Origin of the sequence: Streptomyces sp. NPDC048352 (genome assembly GCF_040651895.1) — a bacterium.
In the GTDB taxonomy this organism is placed as follows: Bacteria; Actinomycetota; Actinomycetes; order Streptomycetales; family Streptomycetaceae; genus Streptomyces.
Map to the genome: position 1 here is coordinate 24721 of NZ_JBEZKZ010000006.1, position 14352 is coordinate 39072.

General features: G+C 72.3%; 14 protein-coding genes. 7 read left to right on the forward strand and 7 right to left on the reverse strand.

Features of this window, described 5'->3' with window-relative positions; translation table 11 throughout:
* Window positions 1–29: 29 nt before the first annotated feature.
* On the forward strand, window positions 30–2453 hold the full coding sequence (locus AB0D45_RS05260; RefSeq protein ID WP_362455358.1) for a galactose oxidase-like domain-containing protein: 2424 nt from the start codon (window positions 30–32) through the stop codon (window positions 2451–2453).
* 228 nt (window positions 2454–2681) lie between these two features.
* Window positions 2682–3761 carry a hypothetical protein gene (locus tag AB0D45_RS05265; RefSeq protein WP_362455359.1) on the forward strand — a complete coding sequence of 360 codons (1080 nt, stop codon included), beginning with the start codon at window positions 2682–2684 and terminating at the stop codon, window positions 3759–3761.
* 67 nt (window positions 3762–3828) lie between these two features.
* On the opposite strand, the gene AB0D45_RS05270 is transcribed toward AB0D45_RS05265, so the two are convergent.
* On the reverse strand, window positions 3829–4449 hold the full coding sequence (locus tag AB0D45_RS05270) for a hemolysin III family protein (protein ID WP_361601960.1): 621 nt from the start codon (window positions 4447–4449) through the stop codon (window positions 3829–3831).
* 316 nt (window positions 4450–4765) lie between these two features.
* Here AB0D45_RS05270 and AB0D45_RS05275 point away from each other — a divergent pair, with 316 nt between their 5' ends.
* The gene (locus AB0D45_RS05275) at window positions 4766–6598 is read left to right on the forward strand and encodes a phosphoenolpyruvate carboxykinase (GTP) (protein ID WP_361601919.1); all 1833 of its coding nucleotides are present in this window, start codon (window positions 4766–4768) and stop codon (window positions 6596–6598) included.
* A gap of 309 nt (window positions 6599–6907) precedes the next feature.
* Window positions 6908–7306, forward strand: coding sequence for a hypothetical protein (locus AB0D45_RS05280; RefSeq protein WP_362455360.1), 399 nt, complete (start codon window positions 6908–6910; stop codon window positions 7304–7306).
* 29 nt (window positions 7307–7335) lie between these two features.
* Here AB0D45_RS05280 and AB0D45_RS05285 read toward each other — a convergent pair whose 3' ends face one another.
* The gene (locus AB0D45_RS05285; protein ID WP_362455361.1) at window positions 7336–7704 is read right to left on the reverse strand and encodes an MTH938/NDUFAF3 family protein; all 369 of its coding nucleotides are present in this window, start codon (window positions 7702–7704) and stop codon (window positions 7336–7338) included.
* Entirely contained in the window at window positions 7704–8585 is an 882-nt protein-coding gene (gene sigJ / locus AB0D45_RS05290) for an RNA polymerase sigma factor SigJ (RefSeq protein WP_362455362.1), read from the reverse strand. Before sigJ ends, AB0D45_RS05285 begins: the two co-directional genes overlap by 1 nt.
* Before the next feature lie 88 nt (window positions 8586–8673).
* On the opposite strand from sigJ, the gene AB0D45_RS05295 reads away from it, so the two are divergent.
* Window positions 8674–9048: a hypothetical protein gene (locus AB0D45_RS05295; RefSeq protein WP_361601931.1), complete on the forward strand. Its 375-nt coding sequence runs from the start codon at window positions 8674–8676 to the stop codon at window positions 9046–9048.
* 168 nt (window positions 9049–9216) lie between these two features.
* On the opposite strand, the gene AB0D45_RS05300 is transcribed toward AB0D45_RS05295, so the two are convergent.
* On the reverse strand, window positions 9217–9630 hold the full coding sequence (locus AB0D45_RS05300) for a hypothetical protein (protein ID WP_361601933.1): 414 nt from the start codon (window positions 9628–9630) through the stop codon (window positions 9217–9219).
* 112 nt (window positions 9631–9742) lie between these two features.
* The gene (locus tag AB0D45_RS05305) at window positions 9743–10954 is read right to left on the reverse strand and encodes a pyridoxal phosphate-dependent aminotransferase (protein WP_361601936.1); all 1212 of its coding nucleotides are present in this window, start codon (window positions 10952–10954) and stop codon (window positions 9743–9745) included.
* A gap of 420 nt (window positions 10955–11374) precedes the next feature.
* On the opposite strand from AB0D45_RS05305, the gene AB0D45_RS05310 reads away from it, so the two are divergent.
* A complete protein-coding gene (locus AB0D45_RS05310; protein ID WP_361601939.1) occupies window positions 11375–11932 on the forward strand; it encodes a hypothetical protein in 558 nt (185 codons plus the stop codon).
* Between the two features lie 413 nt (window positions 11933–12345).
* Window positions 12346–12915, forward strand: coding sequence for a GNAT family N-acetyltransferase (locus AB0D45_RS05315; RefSeq protein ID WP_362455363.1), 570 nt, complete (start codon window positions 12346–12348; stop codon window positions 12913–12915).
* Between the two features lie 301 nt (window positions 12916–13216).
* Here the strand turns inward: AB0D45_RS05315 and AB0D45_RS05320 are convergent, their stop codons facing one another.
* Window positions 13217–13480 (reverse strand): hypothetical protein, encoded by a 264-nt coding sequence (locus AB0D45_RS05320; RefSeq protein ID WP_362455364.1) that lies wholly within the window; start codon window positions 13478–13480, stop codon window positions 13217–13219.
* Between the two features lie 158 nt (window positions 13481–13638).
* Window positions 13639–14298, reverse strand: coding sequence for a TetR/AcrR family transcriptional regulator C-terminal domain-containing protein (locus tag AB0D45_RS05325; RefSeq protein ID WP_362455365.1), 660 nt, complete (start codon window positions 14296–14298; stop codon window positions 13639–13641).
* Between the last annotated feature and the right edge of the window lie 54 nt (window positions 14299–14352).

Genomic DNA, 14352 nt, shown 5'->3' on the forward strand with positions numbered 1-14352 from the left:
GAGCCGAGCCGCACCGAAAGGACCCGTGTATGCGAAGGAAGATCCGACGGAGGGCGGGGCGCCGGGCCGCCCTGGCCGCCGTCGGCGCGATGACCGCCTCCCTCCTCCTGACCACACCCCAGCAGGCCGCGGCCGGACCGCCCAACCTGCTCACCAACCCCGGCTTCGAGACGGCCGGCGCGGCCGGCTCCGACATGCCCTCCTGCTGGTCCAGGTCGGGCTGGGGCGACAACGACTTCACCTTCGCCACCGTCGCCGACGCGCACGGCGGCACCAAGGCCATGAAGGTCTCCCTCACCCGCCGCGTCAGCGGCGACCGCAAGGCCCTGGTCACGGAGAACGCCGCCTGCGCGCCGACCGTCGTCCCGGGGAAGCAGTACGACCTGTCCGCCTGGTACAAGTCGAACACCCCCGACGTGTCGGTGACCGTGTTCCGCCACGACACCACCGCCGGCTGGCAGTACTGGACCGACCTGCAGAACCCGCCGGTCAGCGCCGCGTGGGCGCGCACGGAGGTCCGTACGCCGGCCGTCCCCCCGAACACCGACAAGATCGCGTGGGGGCTGTCGGTCTACGGCGTGGGCACCCTCACCACCGACGACTACGCGGTGGAGGAGGTGGGCGCGGCTCCGCCCCAGCCGTCCTGCACGGGCACGGCCGAGCAGTGCGCCAAGGGCAAGTGGGAGGTGATGGCGGCCCAGAACCCGGTGCGCTCGATGCACGCCGTCGTCCTGAAGAACGGCAAGGTGCTGCTGATCGCGGGCTCCGGCAACGACATCGCCCAGTTCAACGCGGGGACCTTCACCTCCGCCGTCTACGACCCGGTGGCCGGCAGCGTCAAGACGATCCCGACGCCCGTGGACATGTTCTGTTCCGGGCACGTGCAGCTGGCGGACGGCCGGGTGCTGGTCATGAGCGGGAACAAGGGCTACCCGTCCGCCGACGGCACGATCGGCTACCAGGGCCTGAAGGACTCGTACGTCTTCGACCCGGCCACCGAGAAGTACACGAAGACCAACGACATGAACGGCGGCCACTGGTACCCGTCCGCCACGATCCTCGGCAACGGTGACGTGATCTCCTTCGGCGGGCTGAAGGAGGACTCCACGGGCAACGTCACCGCGGAGAAGTTCTCGGCGGCGCAGGGCAGGTGGCTGCCGATGAACGAGGTCAACCAGACCTGGTCGTACTGGGGCCTGTACCCGTCCATGATCCTCATGCAGGACGGCCGGCTCTTCTACTCCGGCAGCCACACCTTCGGCAACGGCACCGCCGGCTCGGGCGCCTCGGTCTACGACTACGACGCGAACACCATCACCGACGTGCCCGGACTGCGCAGGAAGGACGAGCGGGACGAGTCGGCGAGCGTCCTGCTGCCCCCGGCGCAGGACCAGCGGGTGCTGACGGTCGGCGGCGGCAACAACGAGAGCAACCCGGCGGCCAACCGGCTCACCGACGTCATCGACCTGAAGAAGCCGAGCCCCGCCTACACCGCCGGTCCCGACCTGCCCCAGGGCCTGGTCGACACCGGCGCCGGCAAGCGCCCGCAGACCGGCGCCGAGGGCAAGATGTACGTCTCCGCAGTGCTGCTGCCCGACGGGAAGGTGCTGGAGACCGGCGGAGGCCTGCACGACCGGGCCGACCCGGTCTTCGAGGCCTCGTTCTTCGACCCGGCGAGCAACACCTACCAGGCGGGCCTGGCCACCGACCCGATCCCGCGCACGTACCACTCGGGGGCGTTCCTGCTGCCCGACGGCAGGGTCATGTCCGTCGGGGACAACCCCGGCAACGGCACCTACAACCACGCGGTGTCGGTCTACACCCCGCCCTACCTGTTCAAGGGGCCGCGCCCGCAGCTCACCTCGGTGATCGACACCGAGTGGGTGTACGGGGACACGCAGCGGATCACCGTGAACCGGCCCATCGCCAAGGCGGAACTGATCCGCCCCGCGGCGGTCACCCACTCCTCCGACCCCAACCAGCGGTTCGTGGACCTGCCGATGACGGTGGTCGACGGCACCACCATCGACCTCAACGTCACCAGCAACCCCAACCTGGCGCCGCCCGGCTGGTACATGCTCTTCGGCGTCGACGCGAACGGCGTCCCGTCGGTGGCGACCTGGGTCCACCTGGGCGGAGCACCCGCCCTGGCGGCTGCCGCGCAGCAGCCCCGGCCCGCCCCGCACGAGCACGCCTTCGCCGACCGGCTCGCGGCGCCCAAGCCCAACCCGGCGCAGCGGGAGGCGGCCCCGGTCGCTCCCACGGTGGCCGGCTGCGACCGGCACTACGGGACGGCGGGCGTGTGCGTACCGGGCGCCTTCCCGGCGGAGGTGAAGAAGACGACGCAGGCCCGCTGCGCATGGCTGGCCGCCCACCGGTTCCCGCAGCGGATGAAGGTCAACGGCAGCGACCCGCTGCGCCTTGACGCGGACGGCGACGGCTTCACCTGCTGAGCCGCAGGCCCGCCGGACCCCCCGCCGCCCGCACGGCGGGGGGCCCGGCGGCGTGCGTCACCGGTCGACGCAGGCGGCGTTGACGGCGGCCCGGTCGAGCCGGGGTGCGGGGCAAGGGAATTGCACCCGTTTGACGGCCCGGCGTCCCGGCTCCCCGGCGGGCCGGGCTCCTACGCTGAGCGCTGAGTTTTCCGGCCTGTCCCGTTCTGGTCGAAAGGTTCCGCGCCCATGCCCGAGACCGCTCCGCCCGCTCCGTCCGCCCCGCTCGCCCCGTCCGCCCCGATTGCCGCGCCGGCCGTGCGCCGCAGGTGTCTCGCCGTGCTCCTGGCCTGCGCCCTGCTCGGTCCGCCGGTCCTCGCCGGGCAGGCGCAGGCCGCCGACGACGTCGGGAGCATCAGGGAGTACGCCACGCCCACGGCCGGCAGCGGTCCGGTCGGCATCACCGCGGGCCCCGACGGGAACGTGTGGTTCACCGAGAACGCCACCGACAGGATCGGACGGATCACCCCGCACGGCCGGATCGAGGAGTTCGCGCTGCCCCGCCCCGGCGGCTTCCCGGACGACATCACCGCGGGGCCCGACCGCCGGCTGTGGTTCAGCGAGCCCGGCGGCAACCGCATCGGGCGGATCACCACGACCGGCAAGGTCACCGAGTTCCCGCTGCCGCAGCCCGACAGCTATCCGGTCGGCATCACCGCGGGGCCCGACGGCAACGTGTGGTTCGCCGAGAACGGTACCGGCCGCATCGGGCGGATCACCCCGCGCGGCAGGCTCACCGAGTTCCCGCTGCCCGCCGGCGAGGGGGCCCCGTACCGGATCGCCAACGGCCCGGACGGGAACCTGTGGTTCACCGAGCCCGCCACCAACCGGATCGGGAAGATCACCCCGTCGGGCAAGGTCACCGGGTACGCGCTGCCGGCGGCGGAGGGCGCCCCCTTCAACATCACCGCCGGCCCTGACGGGAACCTCTGGTTCACCGACCCGACCGCCAACGCGATCGGGCGGATCACCCGGCACGGCAAGGTCACGATGTTCGCGCTGCCCCGCGCCGACAGCGGCCCGGTCGGCATCACGGCGGGCCCGGACGGGAACCTGTGGTTCGCCGAGTCCAACGTCAACCGGATCGGGCGGATCACCCGGCACGGCGAGGTCACCGAGTACCCGCTGCCCGAGTCCGGCGCGGACCGCACGCCCTTCCACATCACCGCCGGCCCCGACGGCCACCTGTGGTTCACGGAGCTGACCGGCGACCGGATCGGGCGGATCACGTCCGGCGGCCGCGCGGCCGGCCCGCACGGCCACCGCTGACGAGACGTCACGGCCGGCGCCGCCCCACGCGGCCGACGCGTCACGGCGCCGGGCGACGCCGTACCGGTTACGCGTGCCGGTACGCGGCCAGCGAGATGCCGACGTAGTGGGCCACGAAGGCCGCGAGCGTCAGGGAGTGGAAGACCTCGTGGAAGCCGAAGAAGCGGGGGGAGGGGTTGGGGCGCTTCATCCCGTAGATGACCCCTCCCGCGCTGTAGAGCAGACCGCCGACGATCACCAGCACCAGGACGGCGACGCCGCCGGTGCGCATGAAGTCGGGGAGGAAGAAGACGGCCGCCCATCCCATCGCGATGTAGCAGGGGGTGTAGAGCCAGCGCGGGGCGCCGACCCAGAAGACCCGGAAGGCGATGCCGGCCGCGGCCGCGATCCACACCGCCCACAGCAGCGTCCTGCCGGTGGAGCCGGGCAGCAGCAGGACGGTCAGCGGGGTGTAGGTGCCCGCGATGATCAGGAAGATGTTGGCGTGGTCGAGCCGGCGCAGGACGGCTTCGCCGCGCGGGCCCCACGTACCGCGGTGGTAGACCGCGCTGACGCCGAAGAGCAGGCAGGCGGTGAGGACGTACACGCCGCAGGCCACCCGGGCCCGCGTCGAGTCGGTGAAGGCCATCAGCACCAGACCGGCGACCACCACGGCGGGGAACATCCCGAGGTGCAGCCAGCCGCGCATGAGCGGCTTCTCCTCCAGGGCGGTCTCGGCCGCTTCCAGGGCCTGGACGACAGGGGAGGCCTCGGCGGCCGGGGCGGCGGCGGCGTCTGAAGTCATGGTCCACATGCTACCTACGGGCCCGTAGCTTTCCGCGGGCCCTCTTTACGGAAGATTGACGGACGTGGCGATGCTCACGTGAGAGGCCCCCTGGACATATGCGCACATCCACCGGATGATCAGATGAGTGCGGTCGGCACCGGATGAGCGGAGCGCGAAGCGTCCGGGTCGCAGCCCCCACGGGGCATACACCAAACAAACCCCTCAACAAGGAGCAATCGTGGCGCGCGACAACGCGGCTCCCACTTCCGTCCCGACGACCCACCGGGAGCTCGTCTCCTGGGTGGAGGAGATCGCAGCCCTGACCCAGCCGGACCGCATCGTCTGGTGCGACGGCTCCGAGGCCGAGTACGAGCGCCTGTGCGAGGAGCTCGTCGCGAAGGGCACGTTCAAGAAGCTCGACGAGACCAAGCGCCCGAACTCCTACTACGCCGCCTCCGACCCCTCCGACGTCGCGCGCGTCGAGGACCGCACCTTCATCTGCTCCGAGAAGGAGGAGGACGCCGGCCCGACCAACCACTGGAAGGCTCCTTCCGAGATGAAGGAGATCTTCGCGGGCGAGCAGGGCATCTTCCGCGGCTCCATGAAGGGCCGGACGATGTACGTCGTCCCCTTCTGCATGGGCCCCCTCGGTTCCGACCTCTCCGCGATCGGCGTCGAGATCACCGACTCCGCCTACGTCGCGGTCGCCATGCGCACCATGACCCGCATGGGCAAGGCCGTCCTCGACGAGCTCGGCACCGACGGCTTCTTCGTCAAGGCCGTCCACACCCTCGGCGCTCCGCTCGCCGAGGGCCAGGACGACGTGCCGTGGCCGTGCAACACCACCAAGTACATCTCGCACTTCCCCGAGACCCGCGAGATCTGGTCCTTCGGCTCCGGCTACGGCGGCAACGCCCTGCTCGGCAAGAAGTGCTACGCGCTGCGCATCGCCTCCGTCATGGCGCGCGACGAGGGCTGGCTCGCCGAGCACATGCTGATCCTCAAGCTCACCCCGCCGCAGGGCGAGGGCGAGGCCAAGTACGTCGCCGCCGCGTTCCCGAGCGCCTGCGGCAAGACCAACCTGGCGATGCTCGAACCGACCATCCCCGGCTGGACGGTCGAGACCATCGGCGACGACATCGCCTGGATGCGCTTCGGCGAGGACGGCCGCCTCTACGCGATCAACCCCGAGGCCGGCTTCTTCGGCGTCGCCCCCGGCACCGGCGAGCACACCAACGCCAACGCCATGAAGACGATGTACGCCAACACCGTCTTCACCAACGTCGCGCTCACCCCCGACGGCGGCGACGTGTGGTGGGAGGGCATGACCGAGGAGCCCCCGGCCGAGCTGATCGACTGGAAGGGCAACGCCTGGACCCCGGAGTCCGGGACCCCGGCGGCCCACCCGAACGCCCGCTTCGCCGTCCCGGCCGCGCAGTGCCCGACGATCGCCCCCGAGTGGGAGGACCCCAAGGGCGTCCCCGTCTCCGCGATCCTCTTCGGCGGCCGCCGCGCCTCCGCCGTGCCGCTGGTCACCGAGTCCTTCGACTGGAACCACGGCGTCTTCATCGGCTCGAACATCGCCTCCGAGAAGACCGCCGCCGCCGAGGGCAAGGTCGGCGAACTGCGCCGCGACCCCTTCGCGATGCTGCCCTTCTGCGGCTACAACATGGGCGACTACATGGCCCACTGGGTCAAGGTCGCGGCCGACAAGGACCAGGCCAAGCTCCCGAAGATCTACTACGTGAACTGGTTCCGCAAGAACGACGCGGGCAAGTTCGTGTGGCCCGGCTTCGGCGAGAACAGCCGCGTCCTGAAGTGGATCGTCGGCCGCCTCGACGGCACCGCCGAGGGCGTCGAGACCCCCATCGGCGTCCTGCCGACCAAGGCCGCCCTGGACCTCGACGGCCTCGACATCGCCGACGAGGACCTCGACTTCCTCCTCACCGTCGACAAGGAGGTCTGGCGCGAGGAGGCCGCCCTGGTCCCCGAGCACCTGAACACCTACGGCGACCACACCCCCAAGGAGCTGTGGGACCAGTACCACGCGCTCGTCGAGCGCCTGGGCTGACCGCCTGACCGGCCGGCCGCCCGCCCGGCGACCGGCCCGCCCTGGCACGACAGGGCACACGAACGTGGGAGTCCCCGACCAAGGTGCTCCCGCCGCTGTGGGAATCCCCGACCAGGGCTTTCCACCGCAGCACACGCCTGACCGACGACCGGCCACTGTCCCGGCCGCCGTCCGTCCCATGGGCCGTGTGCGTCTGCTGACGGCGGACCTCCCTGTCCTGGAGGTCCGCCGTCAGGCTTTTCCGCTTCGAAATGCCGTGCGGGTTCGGCGGTGCTGGTGGGAGGGGGCGGGCGGCGGCAGGATCGGGGCATGGCAGGGAAATGGCAGGGCTGGGTGGTGGGGATGGTCGGCCTGTCGTGCCTGTTGGTGTTCGCCCCTCTGGGGCTGTACGTGTGGGCCGGCGGCGGCCCCTCCTCCGGCCCGGCGGCGGTGCCGCCGCAGGTGCGGGTCACCGGGTGCCGGATCGACCGGCCGAGCCGGCGGGCGGTGGCGGTGCTGGAGGCGCGCGGCGAGGGTTCGTACGTGGCCACGGTCGGGTTCCGCGACCGGCGGCCGTCGGCTCCGGACGCCCGCGAGGCCCGGGTGCTGGTCCGGCTGCCGGGCCTGAGCCCTGACGCCCCGCCGGCCCGCACGGAGGCCGTCGGCCCGGTGTGGGCGGCGGGGGCCGGGGTGTGGTGCGGGGTCGAGGGGGTGGAGGGTGCGGGCTGAGGGGGCGTGAACTCGTGTGCGCGCCCCGGTCAGCAGGTCGAGTGGAACAGGCCCCCGACGGGTTCGGCGGCCCGTGCCAGCCGGTTGTAGAGGTCGACAGCGGCCTCGGTGTCCACGACGTGCACGGTGACGTCCGCTTCGTGCAGGAGCCGCAGGGCCTCCGGCGTCGTCTTCAGGCGGCGGTCCATGCCCTGGCTGAGGACGACGACCGTGCAGCCGTGGTCGAGGAGTTCCCGTACGTCCCCGGGCCGGATGCCCGGGTCGTGGCGGGTGCCGTGCCTGTTCCAGTCCCAGGGGTGCCCGCCCCCCGGATACAGCACGAAGTCCTTCGCGGGGGCGAGCCCTTCGGCCTCCATCTCCCCCCACGAGAGGTGCCTGATCAGCGGCGATCCGTTCATCAGGCCGTCCTCCACGGGCGGAGCTTCTCCGGATTGCGGACCGCCCAGATACGGGCGATGCGGCCGTCCGTGAGGCCGAACGCCGCGACGGTCATGGTCACGCCGGCGTGCTGGGCGACCAGGCCCGGCCGGCCGTTGACCGTCCGCTCCAGGAGCGTCAGCCCGGGGGCCCTGTCGGCGAGGTGGACCAGGTACTGGGCGATGCGGTCGCCGCCCTCGACGGGGCGCAGGGCCGCGCCGACCAGCCCGCCGCCGTCGGCGGTCATCGTGGCGTCGGGGTCGAGGAGGCCGACGAGCGCCTTGATGTCCTTGGCCTGCCACGCCTCCTTGAAGTCCCGCAGCAGAGCCGCCTGTTCGACCGCGGGCGGCCTCTGCGCGCGGCGGGTGCGCCGACGGGCCGAGGAGGCCAGCTGCCGGCAGGCCGCCGGTGTCCGGCCGACGATCCGGGAGATCTCGTCGAAGGGGTACCGGAAGACGTCGTGCAGGACGAACGCCACGCGCTCCGCCGGGGTCATCGACTCCAGGACGACGAGGAAGGCCATGTCCACCGACTCGTCCAGGGTGACGCGGTCGGCGGGATCGGCCGTGCCGGCCCACTCCGCGGGGTCGGGCAGCGGCTCGGGCACCCATGCGCCGACGTAACGCTCGCGCCTGACCCGCGCCGAGCCGAGCACGTCCAGGCAGATCCGGCCGGCCACCGTCGTCAGCCAGGCGCCGGGCGACTCGACGGCCTCCCGCTGCCGGGGCGACATCGCGTACCAGCGGGTGTAGGCCTCCTGTACGGCGTCCTCGGCCTCGGCCAGCGAACCGAGCAGCCGGTAGGCGATGTTGAGCAGCCGGCGCCGTTCGCCGAAGACGACCTGCTCGGCCGGTGTGCTCATGGCGGTCTCACATTTCACGGGCCTGCGTCGTCGGACTGTCGAGACAGTACCGATCAACTGCCGTACGGCAGAAGAGGGGGACCACATCATGGCCACGGAACGCCGCCGCCCCACGTTCGTCCAGGTCGCGACAGCCCTGCAGACCCTGGCGATCTTCTTCCAGGCGGTCACCGCCGGACTCCTGCTGACCTCGTCCCACGGCGAGCTGCTCCACGGCGTCGGGGCGCGCGTGATGTACGGGGCGTCGATGCTGTACGTCCTCGCCGCGGTCCTGGCGTGGCGCCCGGGCGGCGGCTCGCCGCGTCCGGTCCTGTACGCGTCCGGCTTCCTCGTCCTCGCCTCGGCCCAGGTCGTGCTGGGCATCGCCCACGTGCCCGCGGTCCACGTCCCCCTGGGCGTCCTGATGTTCGCCCTGAGTGTCCTGGCGCTCTCCCGGCGGGACGCCAAGCCGCGTGCCATATGACCGGAACAACGGCGCGGTTGGTCTTCGGAGCTCACCGCGCTGTTGCTCGGCCCGGCCGGGGTGGCGCAGGCGCACGAGTCACTTCGATTGCACGGGAATGGTTTGGATCCCGTCCCTGAAAGGACAGGGCGCCCGGTCCGGAGCCTGCGCGGTCCCGGACCGGGGCCGTCAGTGGGCGCCGGCCCGTTCCGTGGAGGCGAGGGCGGCGGTGTGGGCGTCCATGCGCTGCGCCGCGAGGATCGCTGCGGCGGTGTCGGCGCGCGAGGCGGCGACGAGCAGGGCGCGGGCGGCGAGGTCGCGGGCGCGGCGGTGCAGCGTGCGCGTGTCGGCACCGTCGGCGAGCGCCGGGTAGGCGACGCGGACGGGCTGGGAGCCGCGCAGGCGGGTTACCTGGGCGGCGATGCGTACGGCGCCGTCGTCGTCGAGGCCGAGTTCGTCGGTGACGGCGAGCAGTGCGGAGAGGTGCCCCGCGAGCTGGATGTCGAGGGCTTCGCCCCGGCTGCTCTGCGGGTAGGTGGCGGCGTCGGTGCGGTTGCCGTCCACTCGGTGGACGACCGACTTGGTGCGGATCGGCTCGTACATGAGGAGGCCTCCTGCTGGGTCAGGAGGCCATCCTACATTGGAACCGGTCTAAGGTTGAGTTGAATCCTGGTAGAGCGGGGCCGGAGCGCCGTCCGCCGGGCCCCGCCCGCCCCTACGGCTGCCCGTAGCCGTCCAGGAAGCGCCCGATCCGGGTCACGGCGTCCGCGAGGTCCGTGGCGTTGGGCAGGGTCACGATGCGGAAGTGGTCGGGCTCGGGCCAGTTGAAGCCCGTACCGTGCACGACCATGATCTTCTCGGCCCGCAGCAGGTCCAGGACCATCTGCCGGTCGTCCTTGACCTTGTAGACGGACGGGTCGAGCTTCGGGAAGAGGTACAGGGCGCCCTTGGGCTTCACGCACGTGATGCCCGGGATCTGCGTCAGCAGGTCGTACGCCGTGTCGCGCTGCTCCAGCAGCCGCCCGCCCGGCAGGACCAGGTCCACGATCGACTGCCGCCCGCCCAGCGCGGTGGCGACGGCGTGCTGCGAGGGCATGTTGGCGCACAGCCGCATGTTCGCGAGGATCGTCAGGCCCTCGATATACGACGAGGCGTGCTTCTTGGGCCCGCAGACCGCCATCCAGCCCGCCCGGAACCCGGCCACGCGGTAGTTCTTCGACAGCCCGTTGAAGGTCAGCGTCAGCAGGTCCGGGGCGATCGCGGCGGTGTTCGTGTGCGTGGTGCCGTCGTAGAGGATCCGGTCGTAGATCTCGTCGGAGCACACGACCAGGTTGTGCCGGCGCGCGATGTCCGTCAGGCCCCGCAGCATCTCGTCGTCGTAGACGGCGCCGGTCGGGTTGTTCGGGTTGATGATCACGATCGCGCGGGTGCGGTCGGTGACCTTGCGCTCGATGTCCGCGAGGTCCGGCATCCAGTCGGCCTGCTCGTCGCAGCGGTAGTGCACGGCCGTGCCGCCGGCCAGCGAGACGGAGGCCGTCCACAGCGGGTAGTCCGGGGCGGGGACCAGCACCTCGTCGCCGTCGTCCAGCAGCGCCTGCATCGACATCTGGATCAGCTCGGAGACGCCGTTGCCGAGGTAGATGTCCTCGACGTCCAGGTGGATGCCCTTGGTCTGGTAGTGCTGCATGACCGCGCGCCGCGCCGACAGCAGGCCCTTCGCGTCACCGTAGCCGTGGGCGTTGCCCAGGTTGCGGAGCATGTCCTCGAGGATCTCCGGCGGGCACTCGAAGCCGAAGGCCGCGGGGTTGCCGGTGTTCAGCTTGAGGATGCGATGACCTGCCGCTTCGAGCCGCATCGCCTCTTCGAGGACGGGTCCGCGGATCTCGTAGCAGACATTGGCGAGTTTCGTTGACTGGATCACCTGCATGACGGGAGCTTACGGGCCGTGCGGCGCGCCCGCTCGGCTGTTCCGGCGGAATTCCACCGAGCGATATGTCCCACTTCGCGCGATGGCCAGGCGGCGGACCTGTCCACCCTTTGAAACGGCGGCCGGGGCGCCGTCCGGCCTGCGGAATGGGTGAACGGCCGCGGCCGCCGACCGCCCCGATGTTGCGCTCGTCACCCCCCCCGGGGGGGGCGCCCGCCCGCGGGTATCCCCGCGCGACGCCCGGCCCGGTCCCCATCCAGGCGGCGAGGCCCCGGCTCGCCGCCGGCCGGGGGCGTGTGTCCGGGCTCACGGTCCCGGCCCGTGGACCCGGATTGACGGCGCGGTCCCTTTAGGTGAGCCTTACCTTGCTTTGACGCGGCAGACCGAGCCGCGCCCGTCGGTATCCCGGAGCCAGCCGCCATGTCGTCCCCCGCAGCCAGACTCTCCCCCCGCCCCGTCCGCCTGTACGACTCCTGGTGGACCGTCGCGGCGGGGGCCCTGTGCGCACTGGTCGTCCTGGCGGCGGGGCTGTGGTGCTCCCTCCACATGCAGGCCGACGCCTCCATGCACTCCGCCGCGCTGTTCGTGCACCTGGCCTCGCTGGTGCTCGGCTTCGGAGCGGTGCTGTCCGCCGACTACTACGGCCTGCTGTGGGCCACCGGGCGCTGCGGCATCGCGGAGGTGCTCGGCGCGACGTCCCGGCTGCACGTCCCGATCTGGGCCGGGCTGGGGGGCCTGGTGGTGAGCGGCCTGATGCTGCACCCGGACCTCGACTCCCCGCTGACCCTCACCAAGATCGGCCTGGTGGCCCTCCTCACCGTCAACGGCCTCCAGGCGGGCCTGCTGGGCCGCCGCCTCGGATCCGCCACCGCCCCGATCGGCCGCGGCCTCCTCCTCTGGGGCGGCGCCACGGCCCTGGTCTCCCAGGCCTGCTGGTGGGGCGCGGTGGTCATCGGCTTCCTCAACACCAACCGCTGAGCGCACCACCGGCGCGTGGCGCGAGAACCGGCCCAAGACGGCCGCCGGACGCCAAGCCAGGAGGAGCGTGTAGCGATCTGATGCGCACGTTGCCCCCCGGGTCATGCGCATGGGGCCGTATCCGGGAGGTAGCGGAGCCCAGTCCCTCGCGGGTCTGTGACGGGCCCGTCCTTGAACGCTTCCCCCATGCCGTTTCCTCGGGGGCTTCCCGGCAGTCTTTGGCATTCCGGGACGGGCCGGTCGGTCAAGGGTGGCCGAAGGCCATCGCGAAGCGACGCGACGAAGGAGCGCCCTTGAGGGACCGGGCCGGCACGGAAGGACAGTGGACTGGCGGGCAGCCCCCGGCACACCACCGACCCCCTTGAACCGTGCCCCGCCCTTCCGCCGCCGGAACGCCGTGGCAGCATCGCCCCATGCGCTACCGATACGCCACCGAGGCCGACGCGCCCGCCATGGCCCGGCTGTTCGCCGCCAACCACCACGACGCCCTCACCGCGGAACAGCGCGCCGCGCAGGGCTTCGTGCAGGGGGCCTTCGGCGTCGACGCCCTGCGGGGCATGGCCGGGGACGGGGAGCTGCTGGTGGCCGACGCCGGGCAGGGGCGGGTCGCCGGGTTGCTCGCACTGTCGGTCGCCGCGGACATGGGCGACCCGCCGGCGGCGGTCCTCGGGCTGCTGCGGGCGCAGGACTCCCTGACCTGGCACGGGCGGCCCCTCAGCGGGGTGCGGTGGCTGCTGTACGGGCCGGTCGTGGTCGACGCCGCCTTCCGCGGGCACGGCGTGGCCCGGGGCCTGTACGCGAGGGCCGTCGAGGCGTCGGCCGGCCGCGCCGAGGCGCTGGTCGCCTTCATCGAGTCCGGCAACGTTCCGTCCTGGCGGGTCCACGTGGACGCCTTCGGCATGACCCCGCTCGGCGAGTACGCGGTGGCCGGCCGCACCTACACCGCCGTGGCCACCCCGGCCGGCCGACCCCCGGCCCCCTAGGCCCGCACAGCGGCCCGGGCGCCGCCCCACCCAGTGCAGTTGCCTTTGAGTCGAGGGGATCGTTGCCCCCCAGCCGGGCCCTCACGCGGGTGAACCGGTCATCGTTGTGCCGGGCGCGAGCCCGGCTCGGGGAGGACGTGCTGGAGACCGTGTTCCGGCAGGTGGCCGGCCCGCTCGCCACCCCGGCCAATGACGATCGGTCCCTCGGCTCGGGCCCGGGCGAGGGCAATGGCGGCCTCTGGCAGCCCAAGCCCCCCACGACGGCGGCAAGGGCCGCAGCGCGTCGGGCTGCGGGCTCAGGTCAGCCAATCCAGTCTCGGAATCGGGCGTGTGATGGTCCGCACGCGCCGTCGGCCAAGGCGTCCTCGTAAGCCTGCCTGGCTACGGCTTCCATCTCTTCCGCCGAGGTGCCGGCGGGCACGAGGGCCCCCGAGCCGACCGCTGAGTGGACCGTGCATCGCGGATGGACCGGCTGAACGGCGTACCACCCGAAGGCGACAACGGCAGCCAGCACGGCCAGGGTGATGAAGCGGCGTCTGGGTGCGTGGAAGAACGGGTTGATCACCTATGGATGGTACGGAGCGTGCCTGACCCGCTGGCCCGCGCCTCCACTCCGTCACAGACGGGGCAACGATCCCCGCAGCTCTGAGGCAACTGCATGGCCCGCCCCACCCCCCGGCCGGCCGCCTCCGGCACCCGGCCCCCGGCCTCCGCCGCCCCGTCTCACCCGCCCCCGCCGGGGCCCGAGGTCCAGCCCCGTTCGCGCAGTCGCTCGAAGCCGTCCAGCAGCAGGTCCAGCGCGAACTCGAACTCGAACTGGTCGTCACAGCCCCCGCCCACCACGGAGTCCCCGTCGTGCGCCGCCGCAGCGGCCAGCTCGGCGATGCGCGGGTAGCGCTCCGCCATCGCCGGGTCCGGGGGCCCGGCGCCGCGTGAGTCGTCGAACAGCTCCTGGCTGAACCCCAGCAGCCGGCTGCCCATCGCGTGCATCACGTGGTGCGTGAGGTCGGCGGAGAACCCGCCGTCCCGGAACGCGCCGATCATCGAGTCCAGGTACTCCAGCACCGCCGGCGTCGGTACGGACCGCGACTCGATCACCCGGTACGCCCAGCGGTGGCCCAGGAGGACCCGCCGGGCCGAGAGGATCCGCTGCCGCACCGCCTCCCGCCAGTCGGGGTCGGGCAGCGGCGGGTCGATCCCGCCGAGGACGACGTCCAGCATGCCGTCGAGGAGCTGCTCCTTGTTGGCCACGTGCTTGTAGAGCGCCATCGGGACGACGTCCAGCTCCTGTGCCAGCCGGCGCATGCTCAGCGCGTCGATCCCGCCCTCGTCGGCGAGCGCGACGGCGGCCCGCAGGACGCGCTCCCGGTTCAGCCGCGTCATCGGCCCCTCCCTTTCCCTTTCGTCCTTCGTCCTGCTCCCCCTCCTTGACGAGTG